17 protein-coding genes and 1 tRNA gene are annotated in these 17,868 nt (G+C 71.3%); 14 read left to right on the top strand and 4 right to left on the bottom strand.

Going from position 1 to position 17,868, the window contains the following annotated elements:
- Positions 1–57: 57 nt before the first annotated feature.
- Positions 58–1,749 carry a potassium/proton antiporter gene (locus Sfulv_RS11775; RefSeq protein WP_256669248.1) on the bottom strand — a complete coding sequence of 564 codons (1,692 nt, stop codon included), beginning with the start codon at positions 1,747–1,749 and terminating at the stop codon, positions 58–60.
- Between the two features lie 276 nt (positions 1,750–2,025).
- Between Sfulv_RS11775 and Sfulv_RS11770 the strand changes: the two genes are divergently transcribed.
- Positions 2,026–4,782: a penicillin acylase family protein gene (locus tag Sfulv_RS11770; RefSeq protein ID WP_173313645.1), complete on the top strand. Its 2,757-nt coding sequence runs from the start codon at positions 2,026–2,028 to the stop codon at positions 4,780–4,782.
- A 45-nt stretch (positions 4,783–4,827) separates the two neighbouring features.
- Here the strand turns inward: Sfulv_RS11770 and Sfulv_RS11765 are convergent, their stop codons facing one another.
- On the bottom strand, positions 4,828–5,427 hold the full coding sequence (locus Sfulv_RS11765; RefSeq protein ID WP_173313644.1) for a 5-formyltetrahydrofolate cyclo-ligase: 600 nt from the start codon (positions 5,425–5,427) through the stop codon (positions 4,828–4,830).
- A 93-nt stretch (positions 5,428–5,520) separates the two neighbouring features.
- On the opposite strand from Sfulv_RS11765, the gene galU reads away from it, so the two are divergent.
- The 8 genes from galU to Sfulv_RS11725 all read left to right on the top strand — a co-directional run bounded on the left by galU (position 5,521) and on the right by Sfulv_RS11725 (position 12,020).
- Positions 5,521–6,423 (top strand): UTP--glucose-1-phosphate uridylyltransferase GalU, encoded by a 903-nt coding sequence (gene galU / locus Sfulv_RS11760; RefSeq protein WP_173313643.1) that lies wholly within the window; start codon positions 5,521–5,523, stop codon positions 6,421–6,423.
- A gap of 4 nt (positions 6,424–6,427) precedes the next feature.
- Complete coding sequence (glp, locus tag Sfulv_RS11755; RefSeq protein ID WP_173313642.1) at positions 6,428–7,738, top strand: molybdotransferase-like divisome protein Glp; 1,311 nt, start codon at positions 6,428–6,430, stop codon at positions 7,736–7,738.
- A gap of 124 nt (positions 7,739–7,862) precedes the next feature.
- Positions 7,863–8,363 carry a cyclic pyranopterin monophosphate synthase MoaC gene (gene moaC / locus Sfulv_RS11750; RefSeq protein WP_173313641.1) on the top strand — a complete coding sequence of 167 codons (501 nt, stop codon included), beginning with the start codon at positions 7,863–7,865 and terminating at the stop codon, positions 8,361–8,363.
- The gene (locus Sfulv_RS11745; protein ID WP_173313640.1) at positions 8,360–8,884 is read left to right on the top strand and encodes a MogA/MoaB family molybdenum cofactor biosynthesis protein; all 525 of its coding nucleotides are present in this window, start codon (positions 8,360–8,362) and stop codon (positions 8,882–8,884) included. The genes moaC and Sfulv_RS11745 overlap by 4 nt, the downstream gene beginning before the upstream one ends.
- A gap of 17 nt (positions 8,885–8,901) precedes the next feature.
- Positions 8,902–9,522: a GNAT family N-acetyltransferase gene (locus Sfulv_RS11740; RefSeq protein ID WP_173313639.1), complete on the top strand. Its 621-nt coding sequence runs from the start codon at positions 8,902–8,904 to the stop codon at positions 9,520–9,522.
- A 157-nt stretch (positions 9,523–9,679) separates the two neighbouring features.
- Positions 9,680–10,870: a divisome protein SepX/GlpR gene (gene sepX / locus Sfulv_RS11735; protein WP_173313638.1), complete on the top strand. Its 1,191-nt coding sequence runs from the start codon at positions 9,680–9,682 to the stop codon at positions 10,868–10,870.
- An 85-nt stretch (positions 10,871–10,955) separates the two neighbouring features.
- Positions 10,956–11,029 (top strand) — tRNA-Ala (locus tag Sfulv_RS11730).
- A gap of 190 nt (positions 11,030–11,219) precedes the next feature.
- Positions 11,220–12,020, top strand: a complete 801-nt coding sequence (locus Sfulv_RS11725; RefSeq protein WP_173313637.1) for an alpha/beta fold hydrolase — start codon at positions 11,220–11,222, stop codon at positions 12,018–12,020.
- An 18-nt stretch (positions 12,021–12,038) separates the two neighbouring features.
- Here Sfulv_RS11725 and Sfulv_RS11720 read toward each other — a convergent pair whose 3' ends face one another.
- Positions 12,039–12,518, bottom strand: coding sequence for a GNAT family N-acetyltransferase (locus Sfulv_RS11720; protein ID WP_173313636.1), 480 nt, complete (start codon positions 12,516–12,518; stop codon positions 12,039–12,041).
- Between the two features lie 50 nt (positions 12,519–12,568).
- Between Sfulv_RS11720 and Sfulv_RS11715 the strand changes: the two genes are divergently transcribed.
- Positions 12,569–13,384, top strand: coding sequence for an exodeoxyribonuclease III (locus Sfulv_RS11715; protein WP_173313635.1), 816 nt, complete (start codon positions 12,569–12,571; stop codon positions 13,382–13,384).
- Positions 13,385–13,414: 30 nt separating this feature from the next.
- Here Sfulv_RS11715 and Sfulv_RS11710 read toward each other — a convergent pair whose 3' ends face one another.
- Positions 13,415–14,059, bottom strand: coding sequence for a MerR family transcriptional regulator (locus Sfulv_RS11710; RefSeq protein WP_173317767.1), 645 nt, complete (start codon positions 14,057–14,059; stop codon positions 13,415–13,417).
- Positions 14,060–14,227: 168 nt separating this feature from the next.
- Between Sfulv_RS11710 and Sfulv_RS11705 the strand changes: the two genes are divergently transcribed.
- The 4 genes from Sfulv_RS11705 (at position 14,228) to Sfulv_RS11690 (ending at position 17,850) form a co-directional block, all read left to right on the top strand.
- Complete coding sequence (locus Sfulv_RS11705) at positions 14,228–15,754, top strand: flavin-containing monooxygenase (RefSeq protein ID WP_173313634.1); 1,527 nt, start codon at positions 14,228–14,230, stop codon at positions 15,752–15,754.
- Positions 15,751–16,680, top strand: coding sequence for an alpha/beta fold hydrolase (locus tag Sfulv_RS11700; protein ID WP_173313633.1), 930 nt, complete (start codon positions 15,751–15,753; stop codon positions 16,678–16,680). Before Sfulv_RS11705 ends, Sfulv_RS11700 begins: the two co-directional genes overlap by 4 nt.
- Positions 16,677–17,561: an SDR family oxidoreductase gene (locus Sfulv_RS11695; protein ID WP_173313632.1), complete on the top strand. Its 885-nt coding sequence runs from the start codon at positions 16,677–16,679 to the stop codon at positions 17,559–17,561. Before Sfulv_RS11700 ends, Sfulv_RS11695 begins: the two co-directional genes overlap by 4 nt.
- Before the next feature lie 91 nt (positions 17,562–17,652).
- Positions 17,653–17,850 (top strand): hypothetical protein, encoded by a 198-nt coding sequence (locus tag Sfulv_RS11690; RefSeq protein ID WP_173313631.1) that lies wholly within the window; start codon positions 17,653–17,655, stop codon positions 17,848–17,850.
- Positions 17,851–17,868 lie beyond the last annotated feature (18 nt).

Genomic DNA, 17,868 nt, shown 5'->3' with positions numbered 1-17,868 from the left:
AGGCAGCGGCAACTGTGCGCCTGCAAAACCGCACAGTTGCCTGTGTTGAGCCTGCGATCAGTGGTGCGCCTTCGAGGAGTCGTCCTGTCTGCCGTCCGACACGGTTCCGATACCTCTGACGAGCTTCCTGGCCAGCTTCGCCAGATTCGGGCCCCTCGCGCCGACGACCCGGGTCGACCCGCCGGGCAACCCGGACCCGGCGGAGCGGCGCGCTGCGCCGGAACCCGCCGTGCGGCCCGGACGCCCGCTCCCTCCCGGTCCGCCACGCGCCCTGGCGCGGGTCGCCGCGCGGGCAGCGCCACCCGGCTTTCCGTGCTCACCGCCGGCGCCCAGCCAGCCCGCCAGCTTTCCGCCCTCGCCGACCGCCCGCAGCCGTGCCTCCGCCGCGTCGCGCACCGGATCGGTCGCCACCACCAGCAGCTCGTCCCGGCGCCGCAGCACCGTGGAGGGCGCCGGTACGAAGCTCGTGCCGTCCCTGACCACCAGCGTGACCGCGGCCCCGGCGGGCAGTCGCAGTTCGCCGACCTCCACGCCGTGCATCTTCGACTCGGCCGGGATGGCGACGGACAGCAGGTGCCCGCGCAGCCGCTCCAGCGGCGCCGACTCGATGCCCAGGTCCGCCGCCTCCGACGGATCTTCGGAGATCTTCAGCGCCTTCGCGAGCCAGGGCAGGGTCGGCCCCTGGATCAGGGTGTAGACGACGACGAGGACGAAGACGATGTTGAAGACCCGGGTACTGCCCGTGATCCCGGAGACCATCGGAATGGTCGCGAGCACGATGGGTACGGCGCCGCGCAGTCCGGCCCAGGACATCAGCGCCTTCTCGCGTTTCGGCAGTCTGAACGGAGCCAGGCTGACGAAGACCGAGAGCGGCCGTGCCACGACGGTCAGGACCAGGCCCACCACCATCGCGGGCCAGAAGTCGGTGACCAGGTCGTGCGGGGTGACCAGCAGGCCGAGCAGCACGAACATGCCGATCTGGGCCAGCCAGCCGAGCCCGTCCGCGAAACCCCGGGTGGCCGGCCAGTGCGGCAGCTTGGAGTTGCCGAGGACCATCGCGGCCAGGTAGACGGCGAGGAAGCCACTGCCGTGCGCCAGCGCGCCGGCCGCGTACGCCGAGACCGCGATGGCCATCACGGCGATCGGGTACAGACCGGAGGCGGGCAGTGCCACGTGCCGCAGCCCGAACGAGCCGAGCCAGCCGACCGCGAGACCGATGGCCGCGCCGATCGTCAGCTCCAGGGCTATCTCCCCGACGAGCACGTACCAGTGCTCCACGGGTCCGACGGCCGAGAACGCCACCACGAGGATGAGGACCGGGGCGTCGTTGAAGCCGGACTCGGCCTCCAGGACGCCCGTGATCCGGGACGGCAGCGGCACCTTGCGCAGCACGGAGAAGACGGCGGCGGCGTCGGTGGACGAGACGACCGCGCCGATGATCAGCGCCTGCCGCCAGTCCAGGCCGACGAGATAGTGCGCCCCGGCGGCGGTGACGCCCACGCTGATGCCCACGCCGACCGTGGAGAGGACGGCGGCGGCCGGCAGAGCGGGACGGATCTCCTTCCACTTGGTGCCCAGACCGCCCTCGGCGAGGATGACGACCAGTGCGGCGTAGCCGATCACCTGCGTCAGCTCGGCGTTGTCGAAGTGGACGTCGAAGATGCCGTCCTGCCCGATGGCGACACCGATGCCGAGGTACAGGAGCAGGCTGGGGAGCCCGCTGCGGGACGAGATGCGCACCGCCGCCACGGCGACGAGCAGCACGAGCGAACAGACGAGCAGGAGTTCGTTGAGCGTGTGGACTGTCAGTGTCCGTCCCTTCCCTGCGTGCGCCTGCCGGGCCGTACGCCGGCGGTCGGTACTTCGTTACCTTACCTAATCTTTAACGCTTTCTTGATGCGATCGAGCGTTCGTGCGAGCAGTGCGCATATGGATGCATCTCCATACCGCGTCCGAGTGGCTCGCACGCTGCGCCTATGGTTGCTCCTGCACTCCCAGGACCACCCTGCCCCTCGAAGGACAGCGATGCCCGCCAACACAACCGCCTCTTCCGGTTCTTCCGACGCGAAGAAGCCCGGCAGGAAGAAGGGGCGTCGCGCCCGCCTGCTCGTGATCGTCCTGGTGCTGGCGCTTGTCGCGGGTATCGGCTACGGCGCGTTCTGGTCCGTCTCCACGGTGCGGGCCTCGTACCCGCAGACCACCGGATCGATCGAACTCGACGGCCTCGACGCCGACGTGGACGTCAGACGCGACAGCTACGGGATTCCGCAGATCTACGCGGACACCGACGCCGACCTCTTCCGCGCGCAGGGCTTCGTCCAGGCCCAGGACCGCTTCTGGGAGATGGACGTCCGCCGTCACATGACGTCCGGACGGCTCTCCGAGATGTTCGGCCCCGGACAGGTGGAGACCGACGCCTTCCTGCGCACCCTCGGCTGGCGCCAGGTCGCGCAGAAGGAGTACGACTCCGTCCTCGACGAGTCCACCAGGAAGAACCTCCAGTCGTACGCGGAGGGTGTGAACGCGTACCTGAAGGGCAAGGGCGGCGAGGACCTCTCCGTCGAGTACGCGGCCCTGGAGCTGACCAACGACTACAAGCCCGCCAAGTGGACCCCGGTCGACTCGGTCGCCTGGCTGAAGGCGATGGCCTGGGACCTGCGCGGCAACATGCAGGACGAGATCGACCGCTCCCTGATGACCAGCAGGCTGAGCGCGAAGCAGATCAGGGGCCTGTACCCGGACTACCCGTACGAGAAGCACGAGCCGATCGTCGGGCAGGGCGCGATCTCCCCGGTCACCGGAGAGTTCGACCCGGAGGCCGAGCCCTCGGACGACATCGGTGGCGGTACGGGGAGCGGGACCGCGCAGGGGGCCACGCAGGGCCTCAGCACCCAGCTCTCCTCCCTGGCCGACACCCTCGACGAGATCCCCGCACTGCTCGGCCCGAACGGCAGCGGCATCGGATCGAACTCCTGGGTCGTCCACGGGCAGTACACGACCACGGGCAAGCCGCTGCTCGCCAACGACCCGCACCTGGCCCCGATGCTGCCCTCGCTCTGGTACCAGATGGGCCTGCACTGCCGGAGCGTCTCGGCGTCCTGTCAGTACGACACCGCCGGCTACACGTTCTCCGGGATGCCCGGCGTCATCATCGGCCACAACCAGGACATCGCCTGGGGGCTCACCAACCTCGGCGCCGACGTCACCGACCTCTTCCTGGAGAAGGTCTCGGACGAGGGCTACCAGTACGACGGCACGATCAAGCCCTTCGTCACCCGCGAGGAGACCATCAAGGTCGCCGGGGGCAAGGACCGCCACATCACCGTCCGCGAGACCAACAACGGCCCCGTGGTGTCCGACCGCAGCAACGAGCTGGAGAAGGTCGGCCAGAAGGCCCCTGTCACCAACTCGGCCCCCGACCGCGCGGAGGGGTACGCGGTCGCGCTGAAGTGGACCGCGCTGGAGCCGGGCAAGTCGATGGACGCGGTCTTCGAGATCAACCGTGCCAAGGACTTCACGTCCTTCCGGGCGGCGGCCGAGCACTTCGAGGTTCCCTCGCAGAACCTCGTCTACGCCGACACCAAGGGCAACATCGGCTACCAGGCCCCCGGGAAGATCCCGGTCCGCCTCAAGGGCGACGGCAGGCTGCCGAGCCCCGGCTGGACCTCGGAGTACGGCTGGGAGGACGAGCCGCTCCCCTTCGACGAGCTGCCCTACGAGTACAACCCGGAGCGCGGCTACATCGTCACCGCCAACCAGGCGGTCATCGACGAGAAGTATCCCCACCTGCTCACCGGGGACTGGGGCTACGGCGCCCGCAGCCAGCGGATCAACGACCTGATCGCGAAGAAGATCGACGGCGGCGAGAAGGTCTCGACCGACGACATGCAGAAGATGCAGATGGACAACAGCAGCGCGATCGCCGCCCTGCTGGTGCCCAGGCTGATGAAGATCGGCGTCTCCGACCCGCACGTCCGTGAGGCACAGAAGCTGCTGGAGGGCTGGGACTACACCCAGGAGTCCGACTCGGCCGCCGCCGCCTACTTCAACGCCGTCTGGCGCAACATCCTCAAGCTGGCCTTCGGCAACAAGCTGCCCAGGGAACTGCGCGTCAAGGGCGACTGCCTGAACGTCCCGCCCGCCAGGAGCAACGGCCCGCTGGACGAGCAGAAGCGGCTCGTACGCGAGTGCGGGCAGCGGGACGCGGACTCGGCGCAGCCGGACGGCGGCGACCGCTGGTTCCAGGTCGTCCAGAACATCGTGGAGGACCAGGACAACGAGTGGTGGAAGGTGCCCGCCAGGGGCCGCGAAGAGGCGCTGGAAAGCCGCGACGACCTCTTCGGGCGCGCCATGGAGGACGCCCGCTGGGAGCTGACCGCCAAGCTCGGCAAGGACCTGTCCTCCTGGAGCTGGGGCCGGCTGCACCAGCTGACCCTGGAGAACCAGACCCTCGGTACCGAAGGCCCCGGTCTTCTCCAGCGGGCCCTCAACCGGGGCCCGTGGAACCTGAGCGGCGGCGAGGCCGCGGTCAACGCCACCGGCTGGAACGCGGCGGGCGGCTACGAGGTGGTCTGGGTGCCCTCGATGCGGATGATCGTGAACGTGGGGGAGTGGGACAAGTCCCGCTGGATCAACCTCACCGGGGCCTCCGGGCACGCGTTCAGCTCGCACTACACCGATCAGACCGACAAGTGGGCCGACGGGGAACTGCTCGACTGGTCCTTCGGCACGGACGCGGTGGAGCGGTCCACGGTCGACCGCCTGACGCTCAAGAAGCCCTAGAGGGTGTCCGCGAAGTCCCCGGCCGGGGACTTCGCGGACGATCCCCTAGGGGTTCCCGGTGAGCCGCCGGGCTCCGGCCGGCGTCACCACGGCGTCCACGGGGTGGTCGTGCGGTTCCTCCGGGACACGCGCGACCACCTCGTTCGCGTACAGCAGGACGACCAGCGCCGGACGCGCCCCCGCCGCGGCCAGCCGGGCCAGCACCCGGTCGTAGCTGCCGCCCCCGCGCCCCAGCCGCATCCCGCGCCCGTCCACGGCGAGACCGGGCAGCAGGACGGCGTCCGCGGCCAGGACGGCGGCGGGCCCGAGGCGTACGCCATCCGGCTCACGCAGTCCGCGACCCGCCGGAACGAGATGCTCCGGTCCTTCGTACGCCGCCCAGTCCAGGTCGTTGTCGGGCAGCAGGACCGGCAGCAGGACCCGTACGCCCCGGGAGCGCAGGGTGTCGAGCAGCGCCCGGGTCCCCGGCTCGCGCCCCACGGACACATAGGCGGCGACCGTTCGCGCACCCGCCAGCTCCGGGAGATCCAGGGCCGCGGATGCCAGCAGCGCACCGGCCTCCTCGATGTTCTGCGAGGTCAGGAGGGCGCGCGCGGTCAGCACTTCGCGTCGCAGGGACGCCTTTCCTGAAGTTTCGTCATTCAACGGACGCTCACACTATTCTCGTATGGGTCTAAATGAGTACAAAATTAACCGGACGCTCATCTTCCGCCCATGTGCACCGGTTAAAGTCGGTGCATGACTCAGTCGTTCTCCCGGATCAGCAAGGCCGTCATCCCGGCCGCAGGTCTCGGCACACGTTTCCTGCCGGCCACCAAGGCCACTCCTAAGGAGATGCTGCCGGTCGTCGACAAGCCGGCGATCCAGTATGTCGTCGAGGAGGCGGTCGCAGCCGGTCTCTCCGACGTACTGATGATCACCGGTCGCAACAAGCGCCCCCTCGAGGACCACTTCGACCGGAACTACGAGCTGGAGAACGCGCTGACCCGCAAGGGCGACGGCGAACGGCTCTCCAAGGTCCAGGAGTCCAGCGACCTCGCCACCATGCACTACGTACGCCAGGGCGACCCGCGCGGCCTCGGCCACGCCGTGCTCTGTGCCGCTCCGCACGTCGGTGACCAGCCGTTCGCCGTGCTCCTCGGGGACGACCTGATCGACCCGCGCGACCCGCTCCTCGCCCGGATGATCGACGTCCAGGAGCAGGAGGGCGGCAGCGTCATCGCGCTCATGGAGGTCGATCCCGAGCAGATCCACCTGTACGGCTGCGCGGCCGTGAAGCCCACGGCCGACGGGGACGTCGTGCGCATCAGCGGGCTGGTGGAGAAGCCGGACCGGGCCGACGCGCCGAGCAACCTCGCCATCATCGGCCGGTACGTCCTCGACCCGGCCGTCTTCGCCATACTGCGCCACACCGAGCCGGGCCGCGGCGGCGAGATCCAGCTCACGGACGCCCTCCAGCTCCTGGCCGAGGACGAGAAGATCGCCGGCCCGGTGCACGGCGTCGTCTTCAAGGGCCGCCGCTATGACACCGGTGACCGGGGCGACTATCTGCGTGCCATTGTCAGACTCGCGTGCGAACGTGAGGACCTGGGACCGGACTTCCGGACCTGGCTGCGCAGATACGTCACCGAGGAGATGTAACCCCGTGAGCAGCACGACCTGGTCGGTGGACGAACACCTGGACGACATCCTGGGCTCGGTGAAGCCGCTCGAACCCATCGAGCTGCAACTGCCCGACGCGCAGGGCTGCGTCCTGGTCGAGGACGTCATGGTGGAGGTCGCCCTGCCGCCCTTCGACAACAGCTCGATGGACGGCTACGCGGTCCGGATCGCCGATGTCGAGGGCGCCAGCGAGGAGTTCCCCGCCGTCCTCACCGTCATCGGTGACGTCGCCGCGGGCAGTGACGGACTCTCCGGCGGCCAGGCCGTGGGCCCCGGGCAGGCCGCCCGCATCATGACCGGCGCCCCGCTGCCCGCGGGCGCCGAGGCGGTGGTTCCGGTCGAGTGGACCGACGGCGGCACGGGCGGGGGCCCGGCCGCCACCATGCGCGCCCACAGCGCCGCGCCCGAGGGCGCGAGCGGCGAGGTCCGGGTCCACCGCCCCGTCACGGCCCGGGCCCATGTCCGGGCCAGGGGCAGCGACGTGCGCCCCGGTGACCTGGCCCTGCGCGCGGGTTCGGTCGTGGGACCGCCGCAGATCGGGCTGCTCGCCGCGATCGGCCGCGCGACGGTGAAGGTGCGCCCCCGCCCCCGTGTCGTCGTCCTGTCCACCGGCAGCGAACTGGTGCAGCCCGGCGAGGAGCTGACCGGCGGCCAGATCTACGACTCCAACAGCTTCGCGCTGACCGCGGCCGCCCGGGACGCCGGAGCCATCGCGTACCGGGTGGGCGCCGTCACCGACGACGCCGAGACGCTGCGGGCCACGATCGAGGACCAGCTGATCCGCGCCGACATCGTCGTCACCACCGGTGGCGTCAGCGTCGGCGCGTACGACGTGGTCAAGGAGGCCCTGTCCTCGGTGGGCGACGAGGACGGGCCGGGCGGCGGCGTCGAGTTCCGCAAGCTGGCCATGCAGCCGGGCAAGCCCCAGGGCTTCGGCTCGATCGGCCCCGACCACACCCCCCTGCTCGCCCTGCCGGGCAACCCGGTCTCCAGCTATGTCTCCTTCGAGCTCTTCGTCCGTCCGGCGATCCGTACGCTGATGGGTTTGGAAGACGTCCACCGGCCGACGGTGACCGCCACGCTCGCCACCGCCAAGGCGCTCGCCTCGCCGGCCGGCAAGCGGCAGTTCCTGCGTGGGACGTACGACGCGGACGCGGGCACCGTCACCCCTGTCGGTGGTGCGGGATCACATCTGATCGCCGCGCTCGCCCGGGCCGACGCGCTGATCGTGCTGCCCGAGGACGTCACATCGGCCGAGCCCGGCACGACGACGCAGGTCATCCTGCTCCGCTGACTCCGGCCGGGTGGCGGTACGGTATCTGCCGCTGTGCCTTCCGGGGGACACCCCCCGGGTCCCCGGCCCGCACCCCGGTGCCGGCCGAGCGGGCAACCGGCGCCCTACCGCTAGGCGGAGTTCAGTGAGTACGCAGAACAGGCTGACGCACATCGACGAGACGGGCGCGGCCCGGATGGTGGATGTGTCGGACAAGGACGTCACCACCCGCGTCGCCAGGGCCAGCGGCCGGGTCCTCGTCTCCCCGCGCGTCATCGAACTGCTCAGGGGTGAGGGCGTTCCCAAGGGGGACGCGCTCGCCACGGCCCGGATCGCCGGGATCATGGGCGCCAAGCGCACCCCGGACCTGATCCCGCTCTGCCACCCGCTGGCCGTCTCGGGTGTCACCGTCGATCTGAGCGTCGCCGACGACGCGGTGGAGATCACCGCGACGGTGAGGACCACCGACCGCACGGGCGTCGAGATGGAGGCGCTGACCGCGGTCTCGGTCGCGGCGCTCACCGTCATCGACATGGTCAAGGCGGTCGACAAGGCCGCGGTGATCACGGACGTCCGGGTCGAGGCGAAGTCGGGCGGCAAGTCCGGCGACTACCGGCGCCAGGCGCCGGAAGGAGCGGAGGCGTGAGCGGCTCCGGAACCGGCCCCTCGGCGCCCCCGTACCGCGCGCTCGTGGTCACCGCGTCGAACCGGGCCTCCGCCGGCGTCTACGCCGACCGGGGCGGCCCGCTCATCGCCGAGGCCCTCACCGGCCTCGGGTTCACCGTCGACGGACCGCGGGTCGTCCCGGACGGCGACCCCGTGGAGGCGGCGCTGCGCGCCGGAGCGGCGGCCGGGTACGACGTGATCGTCACCACCGGCGGTACGGGCATCTCGCCCACCGACCGCACCCCCGAGGCCACCCGCCGCGTCCTCGACCACGAGATCCCCGGTATCCCGGAGGCGATCAGGGCCGAGGGCCGCGACAAGGTCCCCACCGCGGCGCTCTCCCGCGGCCTCGCGGGCGTCGCGGGCCGCACCCTCGTGGTGAACCTGCCGGGCTCGACCGGTGGCGTACGCGACGGACTCGCGGTGCTGAGCCGGCTCCTGGTGCACGCCGTCGACCAGTTGCGCGGCGGCGACCACCCCCGACCGGGGAGCCCGAGCTGAACGTCCTGACCTGGCCGGTGATCCTCCGCGACGGCGAGATCGTCCTGCGCCCCATAAAGATGCGCGACCAGCGTGTGTGGCGGGAGATCAACCGGCGCAACCGCGACTGGCTGCGGCCCTGGGAGGCGACCGTGCCGCCGCCCGCGCCGGGCGGGCCGCTGGCGCGGCGTCCCACGTACCGTCAGATGATCCGCCATCTGCGCTCGGAGGCGAACGCCGGCCGGATGCTGCCCTTCGCGATCGAGTACGGGGGTCAGCTCGTCGGGCAGTTGACAGTGGCCGGGATCACCTGGGGTTCGATGTGCTCGGGCCATGTCGGTTACTGGGTGGACCGGGGGGTGGCCGGCCGGGGTGTCATGCCGACCGCGGTGGCCCTCGCCGTCGATCACTGCTTCCGCACGGTCGGACTGCACCGCGTCGAGGTGTGCATCCGTCCGGAGAACATGCCCAGCCGCAGAGTCGTGGAGAAGCTCGGATTCCGTGCGGAGGGGCTGCGCCCGCGCTATCTGCACATCGACGGCGCCTGGCGGGACCACCTGATCTACGCGCTCACCGCGGAGGAGGTCCCCGAAGGGCTGCTGCGGCGATGGCACCGCTCGAGGCCCGGCGCCCCGGACACTCCCCGCGAAATGAAATAGATGTTCGAAAGTGATCGCGGACTGACCACTGACGAGCGCGCAAACGTCGACTGTTGATCTGAACAATCACAAAAAAAGTCCGTGATATCAGCTAGATCGTGCGACACACCGGGCCAATTGGCGGATCCCTCCGCGCAAACCCCTCTACGGTGTGAGCGTGAGCAGCAGCGGCCTCATCTACGCAGTCATCGTCGGGGCCTGGGCCGCCTACTTGGTGCCGATGTGGCTTCGCCGGCAGGACGAGCTCAACGAAGCGCGTCCTACGGAACGCTTCAGCACCGCCATCCGGCTGCTGTCCGGACGCGCGGCAATGGAGCGCCGTTACGCCAAGGAGCTCGAGGAGCGCACGGCCCAGGAGGCGACACCCGACGTCGACCCGGAAGCGGTCACGGACCGAATGGACTCCGTGGACGTCCGGGCCTTCGCCGCGCCCCCGGCGCATACCGAAGCCCGGTTGCACGATCCCGCGCACGCTCCGGGGCGTGCGCAGGGCCGTCCGGCTCCGGAGCGCCAGGCGCCCGATTCCGCGCCCGGGGGGCGCCATGGGGCGCAGGGGCGCGCGGGCCAGGAGCGGTCCGCGCCCGCGAGGCGCCCGCGCACGTCCAGCGCGGACGCCGAGCGCGCCCGGCGTGCTCAGCGTTCCCAGGTGCTGGCCCGCCGTCGCCGTACCACCGTCGTCCTCTTCCTGGCCTTCACGCTCGGCACGGTCGTCGCGGCCGTCGGCGGACTGGGCTTCCTGTGGGCCCCCGCCGTACCGGCCGTGCTGCTGAGCACGTACATCGTGCATCTGCGCGCCAAGGAGCGGCGCCGGTTCGCGTTCACCATGGACCGGCGCCGGGCCGAGATCGCCGCCCAGCGGCTGCGCGAGAACCGCCCCCGCAGGCACCAGTCCGGCGGGGCGGCGGCTGTCGCCGAGCCCGACGAGGAGCCCGAAGCGCACCACTCCCAGCCCGAGCCCGCCCCCACCGTCTCCCCGCAGGAGGCCGGCCGCCGGGCCCTCGTCGAGCAGACGGACCACGCGGAGTGGGTCGACCAGCAGCGTGAGCGCGGCCGGGTCCAGGGCGACAGCTGGGAGCCGGTCCCCGTCCCGCTCCCCACGTACGTCACCGCCCCGGTGGCCCCGCGCGCCACGGGCGGCGTCGAGGTCAACGACCCGGAGACGTGGTCCGCGGCCCGCTCCAGCACGGCGGAACCCACCCAGACGGGCACCTCGCACCCGGTCGCACCCCCGGCGGACCCGGCACCACGCCAGCGCGGCGGCCAGTCCCGCCGCCACCGCGACCGGGGCCGCACCCCGCTCTTCGACCAGTACGACGAGGACGACCGCCCCCGCGCGGCCAACGAGTGAGCCCCTCGGGACACCGACTCGCTGACCAGCGGGGAACGGATTTCCAAGCACCCCTGTGGGGGTGCTAAAGTTTCACTCGTTGCAAGGGCCTGTGGCGCAGTCTGGTAGCGCACCTCGTTCGCATCGAGGGGGTCTGGGGTTCAAATCCCCACAGGTCCACCGCAGCTCAGAGCCCCTGCCGGGGAAACCCGGCAGGGGCTCTTCGGCATGCCGGGGTGCGGCCCGGGTGGCCGCCTCGTCGGTGCGCCTATCATTCGATCATGCAGGTGGATGTGGTGACGGCCGTTCACGCGCCCTGCGCCGCGTCCCTCGCCGCCGCCTGGCATCCGCCGCGAGCAGGGGGTTCGGTATGGAGTTCATGACGCGCCACGGCTTCGTCACGGCCTACGACGATCTGGGGCCCTCCAGCGGTCCGCCTGTCGTCCTCGTGCACGGGCATCCGTTCGACCGGTCCATGTGGCGGCCGCAGACCGAGGTGCTCGTGCGGGCCGGGTTCCGGGTCGTCGTGCCTGATCTGCGGGGGTACGGCGCCAGCGGGGTCGTGCCGGGGCGGACCCTGCTGGCGGACTTCGCGGACGACATCGCCGAGCTCCTGGACCACCTGGGGGTCCAGCGGGCGGTGGTCGGCGGGCTGTCCATGGGCGGCCAGATCGCCATGGAGTTCCATCGCGGGTACGGGGAACGGGTGGCCGGGCTGGTTCTCGCCGACACCTCGCCGGTCGCCGAGACCGAGGAGGGCAGGGCCGTCCGCATCGGGATGGCGGACCGGCTGCTCGCCGAGGGGATGGGCGGGTACGCGGACGAGGTGATCGGCCGGATGCTGGCCCCGTACAACGTCACCGAGCTGCCCGACGTCGCCGCACACGTCCTCGGCATGATGCGGGGGACCGCGCCGGAGGGGGCCGCCGCGGCCTTGCGCGGGCGGGCGGAGCGCCCCGACTACCGGGAGTCCCTCGCCGCGGCCAGGGTGCCGGTCCTCATCGTGGTCGGCGCGGACGACAGCTACACGCCGGCCGCGGACGCCCGGGTGACGCACGGGCTGATCCCGGGCTCGGGGCTCGCCGTCGTGGAGCGGGCCGGGCATATGCCCAACCTGGAGCAGCCGGAACGGTTCAACGCCGCCCTGCTCGGGTTCCTCGCCTGTCTGTGAGGCGGCCCGGAGCCGCGGTCACCGGAGCGGCTTGGCCATGCAGATGCTGTTGGGGTACTCCCGGTAGTGGCCGAACTTGGGGCAGGGTGTGTAGCCGCTGGAGGTGTACAGGGCGATCGCCTCGGGCTGCTGGTCGCCGGTCTCCAGGACCATGCGCGTACGGCCCGCGGCGCGCGCGTCGGCCTCCAGGGCGGCGAGTACGCGCCGGGCCAGACCCTGCCCGCGGCCCTCGGGGACCACGTACATCCGCTTGATCTCGGCATCGCCGTCCGAGTAGCCCTCGGCGTTCCGCTCCTGGGAGCGCCAGCCGCCGGTGGCCACCGGGCGGTCCGACTCGTCGTAGGCGAGCAGGTACAGCCCGTGCGGAGGGTCGAACATCGTGGCGTCCAGGGGTGTGACGTCCCCCTCGTCCCCGTAACGCTCGGCGTATTCGAGCTGCACCTGGTCGTTGAGTTTGACGGCGTCGGGGTGGTCGAAAGGCCGTTGCTGGATATTCATACGGGGTATGGTACATGTATGCGTTCGCTGGTTGTCGGTACTGTTTCCTGGTGCTCACCGTGACTACCGCAAATGTAAACGGCCTCCGCGCCGCCGCGAAAAAGGGCTTCGTCGAGTGGCTCGCCGGGACCGGGGCCGACGTGGTCTGCCTCCAGGAGGTCCGGGCCGAACCGCAGCAGCTTCCCGCCGAGGTGCGGGAACCCGAGGGCTGGCACACCGTCCACGCGCCCGCCACCGCCAAGGGGCGGGCCGGTGTCTCCCTCTACACGCGGCACGCGCCGGAGCGGGTGCAGATCGGGTTCGGCGGCTTCGGCGGAAGCGGGTGCGCGGAGTTCGACGCGAGCGGGCGGTACGTCGAGGCCGACCTGCCCGGTGTCACCGTCGCGAGCCTGTATCTGCCGTCCGGTGAGGTCGGTACGGAGCGGCAGGAGGAGAAGGAGCGGTTCATGGCCGCGTTCCTCCCGTACCTGGAAGGGCTCAGGGCGCGGTCGGCCGCCGAGGGGCGCGAGGTGCTGGTCTGCGGCGACTGGAACATCGCTCACCAGGAGGCCGACCTGAAGAACTGGAAGGCCAACAGGAAGAGTTCCGGTTTCCTCCCGGAGGAGCGTGCCTGGCTGACCCGGGTCTTCGACGAGGCCCGGTACGTCGACGTGGTGCGCGCGCTGCATCCGGACGCCGAGGGGCCCTACTCCTGGTGGTCCTACCGCGGGCGGGCCTTCGACAACGACTCGGGATGGCGTATCGACTACCAGGTGGCGACCCCTGGGCTGGCCGCGCGCGCGGTCAAGGCGTGGGTCGAGCGCGCCGCCACGCACGGCGAACGGTGGAGCGACCACGCGCCGGTGACGGTCACGTACGAGCGGTAGCCCCGGCCGGTCCCGCGGCGTCCCGAGCGGTCACTCCGCCTTCGGGGCGGGCGCCGCGTCGTCGCGGCGCAGCTTCCGGTCGAAGGCCATCGAGAGCTCCGCGTCCACCACGGCCCGGGCCAGCGGGCGGAGCTGGGGCGGTTCCTGGCCGTCGGGCCGGGTACGCAGGACCTCCGCGAAGAGCTCCGCGAGGGCGTCGGCGTGTTCGCGGACGCGGCGGCCCGCGGCGAGCACCGTGGCGAGCGGCACCCCCTCCCGCACGAGCTCCGCCGACACGTCCAGGAGTCGGCGGCTGATGTGCACGATCTCGTCGCCGTCGACGGCGAGGTAGCCCAGGTCGAGGGCGGCGGCGAGGTTCTCCGGGGTGGCCTCGCCCTCGAAGTAGTCGGCGAGCTGCTCCGGGCTGAGCCGGACCGGGGTCTCCTCGGTCGGTTCGCCCAGGCCGAGCACCTCGGCGACATCGCGGCCGCTGTCGAAGGTGGCGGCGAGGTCGGCGATGCCGTTGAGGGTGTGGCCCCGCTCCAGCAGGCCCGTCACCGTGCGCAGCCTGGCCAGGTGATGGTCGTCGTACCAGGCGACACGGCCCTCGCGGCGCGGCGGAGGAATGAGTCCGCGCTCCCGGTAGAAGCGCAGGGTCCGTACGGAGATGCCGGCTCGCGCGGCCAGTTCCTCCATGCGGTATTCACGGTGCTCGCGTCCTTCAGCCACAGGGGCACCCTATGTTGTACCGCCGGTAACTTTCCTTCGTCCGACCCCTACCCATCAGTACGGTGCTGCTCTACTCTCCCAACAATGCCAGTGATTGCTGGCAGAGTCGTGTGACGTACCGCGGGAGGCGGCAGCATGGCCCAGCACGAGCATGTACGAGTGGCGGTGATCGGATCCGGTTTCGGGGGCCTCGGTGCCGCTGTCCGGCTGCGCCGCGAAGGCACCACCGATTTCGTCGTCCTGGAACGGGCCGGTTCGGTCGGCGGCACCTGGCGCGACAACAGCTATCCGGGCTGCGCCTGCGATGTACCGTCCCACCTGTACTCGTTCTCGTTCGCCCCCAACCCGGACTGGCCGCGCACCTTCTCCGGGCAGGAGCACATCCGGGCCTACCTGGAGCACGTCGCCGACACCTTCGGTCTGCGTCCGCACATCAGGCTCGACCACGAAGTGACCGTGATGCGCTGGGACAACGACGAGCTGTACTGGCGCATCGAGTGCGCCAACGGCGCCGTCCTCACCGCGGACGCCGTCGTCTCGGCGACCGGTCCGCTCTCCGACCCCAAGATGCCGGACATCCCCGGGCTCGCCGGATTCCCCGGCAAGGTCTTCCACTCGGCGCGCTGGGACCACGGCTACGACCTGACGGGCAAGCGCGTCGCGATGGTCGGGACCGGCGCCTCCGCCATCCAGATCGTCCCGGCCATCCAGCCGAAGGCCGCCAAGGTCACGCTCTTCCAGCGCACCCCGCCGTGGGTCATGCCCCGGATGGACCGGGCCATCAGCGGCGCCGAGAAGTGGCTCCACCGCGTGCTGCCCCTCACCGGCACCGCCCGTCGCGGACTGCTCTGGGGAATCAGGGAGTTGCAGGTCAGCGCCTTCACCAAACACCCGGACCGGCTCGGCCTGGTGGAACGCGTCGCCAAGGCCAACATCGCCCGGTCGGTCAAGGACCCGGTGCTGCGGGCCAAGCTGACGCCCTCGTACCGCATCGGCTGCAAGCGCATCCTGCTGTCCAGCGCCTACTACCCGGCGCTCGCCGAGCCCAACGTGGACGTGGTCGCCGCCGGCCTGACCGAGGTGCGCGGCTCCACCGTCGTGGCATCCGACGGTACGGAGACCGAGGTCGACGCGATCATCTTCGGCACCGGCTTCCACGTGACGGACATGCCGATCGCGGAACGGGTCGTCGGCGCCGACGGCATCACGCTCGCCGAGCACTGGAAGGGCGGCATGGAGGCGCTGCGCGGCGCGACCGCGGTCGGCTTCCCCAACTGGATGACGATCATCGGCCCCAACACCGGACTCGGCAACTCCTCCATGATCCTGATGATCGAGTCCCAGCTGAACTACATGGCCGACTACCTGCGCCGGCTGGACGCCCTGGGCGGACGTGCCGCACTGGGCGCGCGGCAGTCGGCGGTGACGGCGTGGAACCACCGGGTCCAGGAGCGGATGCGGCGCACCGTGTGGAACACCGGAGGCTGCACCAGCTGGTACCTCGACTCCGAGGGGCGCAACACCACCGTCTGGCCGGGCACGACCGCCGAGTTCCGCAGGGCGACGCGGTCGGTGGACCTGGCGGAGTACGAGGTGGTCCGGCCACGGAAGCCGGGCGCCGCCGAGGGTGACAAGGCACGGACCGAAGGAGCTGTCGCATGAGCAGGCCGCTGCGACGCCAGGACGCGCCGCCCATACCCGTACGCGAACTGACCGCTGTCTCGGCGGACGGCTCGCGCATCCACGTCGAACTGCACGGACCCGAAGGCGCCCCCGCCGTGCTGCTCGCGCACGGCTGGACCTGCAACACCCACTTCTGGGCCGCCCAGATACGCGACCTGGCGGCCGATCACCGGGTCATCGCCTACGACCAGCGCGGACACGGCGGGTCGCCGCAGGGCGGCGTCGCCGGCTACAGCACGAACGCCCTCGCCGACGACCTCGAAGCCGTCCTGGCGGCCACCCTCGCCCCGGGGGAGAAGGCGGTGCTCGCCGGGCACTCCATGGGCGGGATGACGCTGATGGCGGCCTCCCGGCGGGCCGGGCTGCGGGAGCACGCGGCAGCGGTCCTGCTGTGCAGCACCGGCAGTTCGCGGCTGCTCGCCGAGTCGCTGGTCCTCCCGCTGAGGGCCGGCGCGCTCCGCACCCGCCTCACCCGCGCCGTTCTCGGCGCGCGGGCGCCGCTCGGCCCGGTCACTCCGTGGTCGAAGAAGATACTCAGGTACGCCACCATGGGCGCCGGTTCGGCGCCGGAGCGGGTGGACCTCTGCGCCCGGATCGTGCACGCGTGCCCGCGGCGGGCGCGGGTGGCGTGGGGGAACGTGCTCGCCGAACTCGACATAGAGGCGGGCGTACGGGAGTTGCGGGCGCCCACCGCGGTGATCGCGGGTACGGACGACCGGCTGACCCCGCCGGTACACGCCAGGGCGGTGGCCGCGGCGCTGCCGCAGGGCCTCGGACTGACCGAGCTCACGGGCATCGGCCACATGACACCGGTGGAGGCGCCGGAAGTGGTCACGGCGAAGATACGCGAACTGGTGGCCGAGTACGTCGCGGTGGCCGGCATGGGCAAGGAGGAGGCCGCATGAGCGGCAGGCGCAGTCTTGAGGGCCAGGTCGTCGTCGTCACCGGGGCCGCGCGCGGGGTGGGAGAGCTGCTGGCCCGCAAGCTTTCGGCGCGCGGCGCGACGCTGGCGCTGGTCGGCCTGGAGCCGGACGAGCTGAAGCAGGTCTCCGGGCGGCTGCACGGGGAGAGCGGCCACTGGCACGCGGACGTCACCGACCATGTGGCGATGGCCCGGGTCGCCCAGGAGGTCGAGCAGCGGTTCGGCAAGGTCGACGTGGTCGTGGCGAACGCGGGCGTCGCCGCGGGCGGGCCGTTCGTCGACTCCGACCCGGACGCCTGGCGGCGGGTCATAGAGGTCAACCTCATCGGCGGGGCGGTGACAGGACGGGCGTTCCTGCCGGTGCTCATGGAGAGCCGCGGGTACTTCCTCCAGATCGCCTCGCTGGCCGCGCTCACCCCGGCGCCGATGATGACCGCGTACTGCGCGTCGAAGTCGGGCGTCGAGGCGTTCGCGCACAGCCTGCGGGCCGAGGTCGGGTACCGGGGCGTGCGGGTCGGGGTCGGTTACCTGTCCTGGACGGACACGGACATGGTGCGGGGCGCCGACCAGGACGACGTGATGCGCGAGCTGCGGCAGCGGCTGCCGTGGCCGGCGAACCGCACGTACCCCCTCGGCCCGGCCGTCGACCGGATCGTGGCGGGGATCGAGCGGCGCTCCTCGCACGTGTACGCGCAGTGGTGGCTGCGGGGGATGCAGTCGGTACGCGGCTGTCTGCCGACGGTCATCGGGATCGTCGGCCAGCGCGAGATGGCCCGGTTCGGGGACCGGCTGTCCGGCGTCGGCACGGGTCTCGTGGGGGCCGGGGGCGCGGCGGACCAGGAAGAGCGCACGCAGAGTAACTGAACGAAATGCGCCGCATGTCCTGACGTGTAAATCTGGTCGAGGCCCCGGGCGACGGGGCCGACCCCCGGCATTACCCATAGGAGCGAACAGCATGGGCATCGCAGACCAGTTCAAGGACAAGGCGCAGGAGCTCGCCGACCAGGCCAAGCGGAAGAAGATGGCCGACGAGAAGGGCGGGGCGGCGCGGGAGCGCTCGTCCGATGAGCCGGAACGGGGTGCGGAGCGGTCCGGACTCCGCGACCGCTCCCAGGACATGACGGACGACGCGCGCGAGCGCTTCGACCGCTGACGTCCGCGGCGGCCTGAT

Source organism: Streptomyces fulvorobeus (genome assembly GCF_013167895.1).
Lineage (GTDB): Bacteria > Actinomycetota > Actinomycetes > Streptomycetales > Streptomycetaceae > Streptomyces > Streptomyces fulvorobeus.
The sequence above is the reverse complement of the archived record's forward strand: the minus strand, read 5'-3'. Positions and strand labels throughout refer to the sequence as shown.

Bases quoted from the DNA above. Each gene is read 5' to 3' on its own strand.
- Sfulv_RS11770 (WP_173313645.1), top strand. From the start codon at position 2,026: ATGCCCGCCAACACAACCGCCTCTTCCGGTTCTTCCGACGCGAAGAAG.
- Sfulv_RS11705 (WP_173313634.1), top strand. From the start codon at position 14,228: ATGGCCCAGCACGAGCATGTACGAGTGGCGGTGATCGGATCCGGTTTC.
- Sfulv_RS11710 (WP_173317767.1), bottom strand. From the start codon at position 14,059: ATGGAGGAACTGGCCGCGCGAGCCGGCATCTCCGTACGGACCCTGCGC.
- Sfulv_RS11695 (WP_173313632.1), top strand. From the start codon at position 16,677: ATGAGCGGCAGGCGCAGTCTTGAGGGCCAGGTCGTCGTCGTCACCGGG.
- Sfulv_RS11725 (WP_173313637.1), top strand. From the start codon at position 11,220: ATGGAGTTCATGACGCGCCACGGCTTCGTCACGGCCTACGACGATCTG.
- Sfulv_RS11690 (WP_173313631.1), top strand. From the start codon at position 17,653: ATGGGCATCGCAGACCAGTTCAAGGACAAGGCGCAGGAGCTCGCCGAC.
- galU (WP_173313643.1), top strand. From the start codon at position 5,521: ATGACTCAGTCGTTCTCCCGGATCAGCAAGGCCGTCATCCCGGCCGCA.
- Sfulv_RS11720 (WP_173313636.1), bottom strand. From the start codon at position 12,518: ATGAATATCCAGCAACGGCCTTTCGACCACCCCGACGCCGTCAAACTC.
- Sfulv_RS11700 (WP_173313633.1), top strand. From the start codon at position 15,751: ATGAGCAGGCCGCTGCGACGCCAGGACGCGCCGCCCATACCCGTACGC.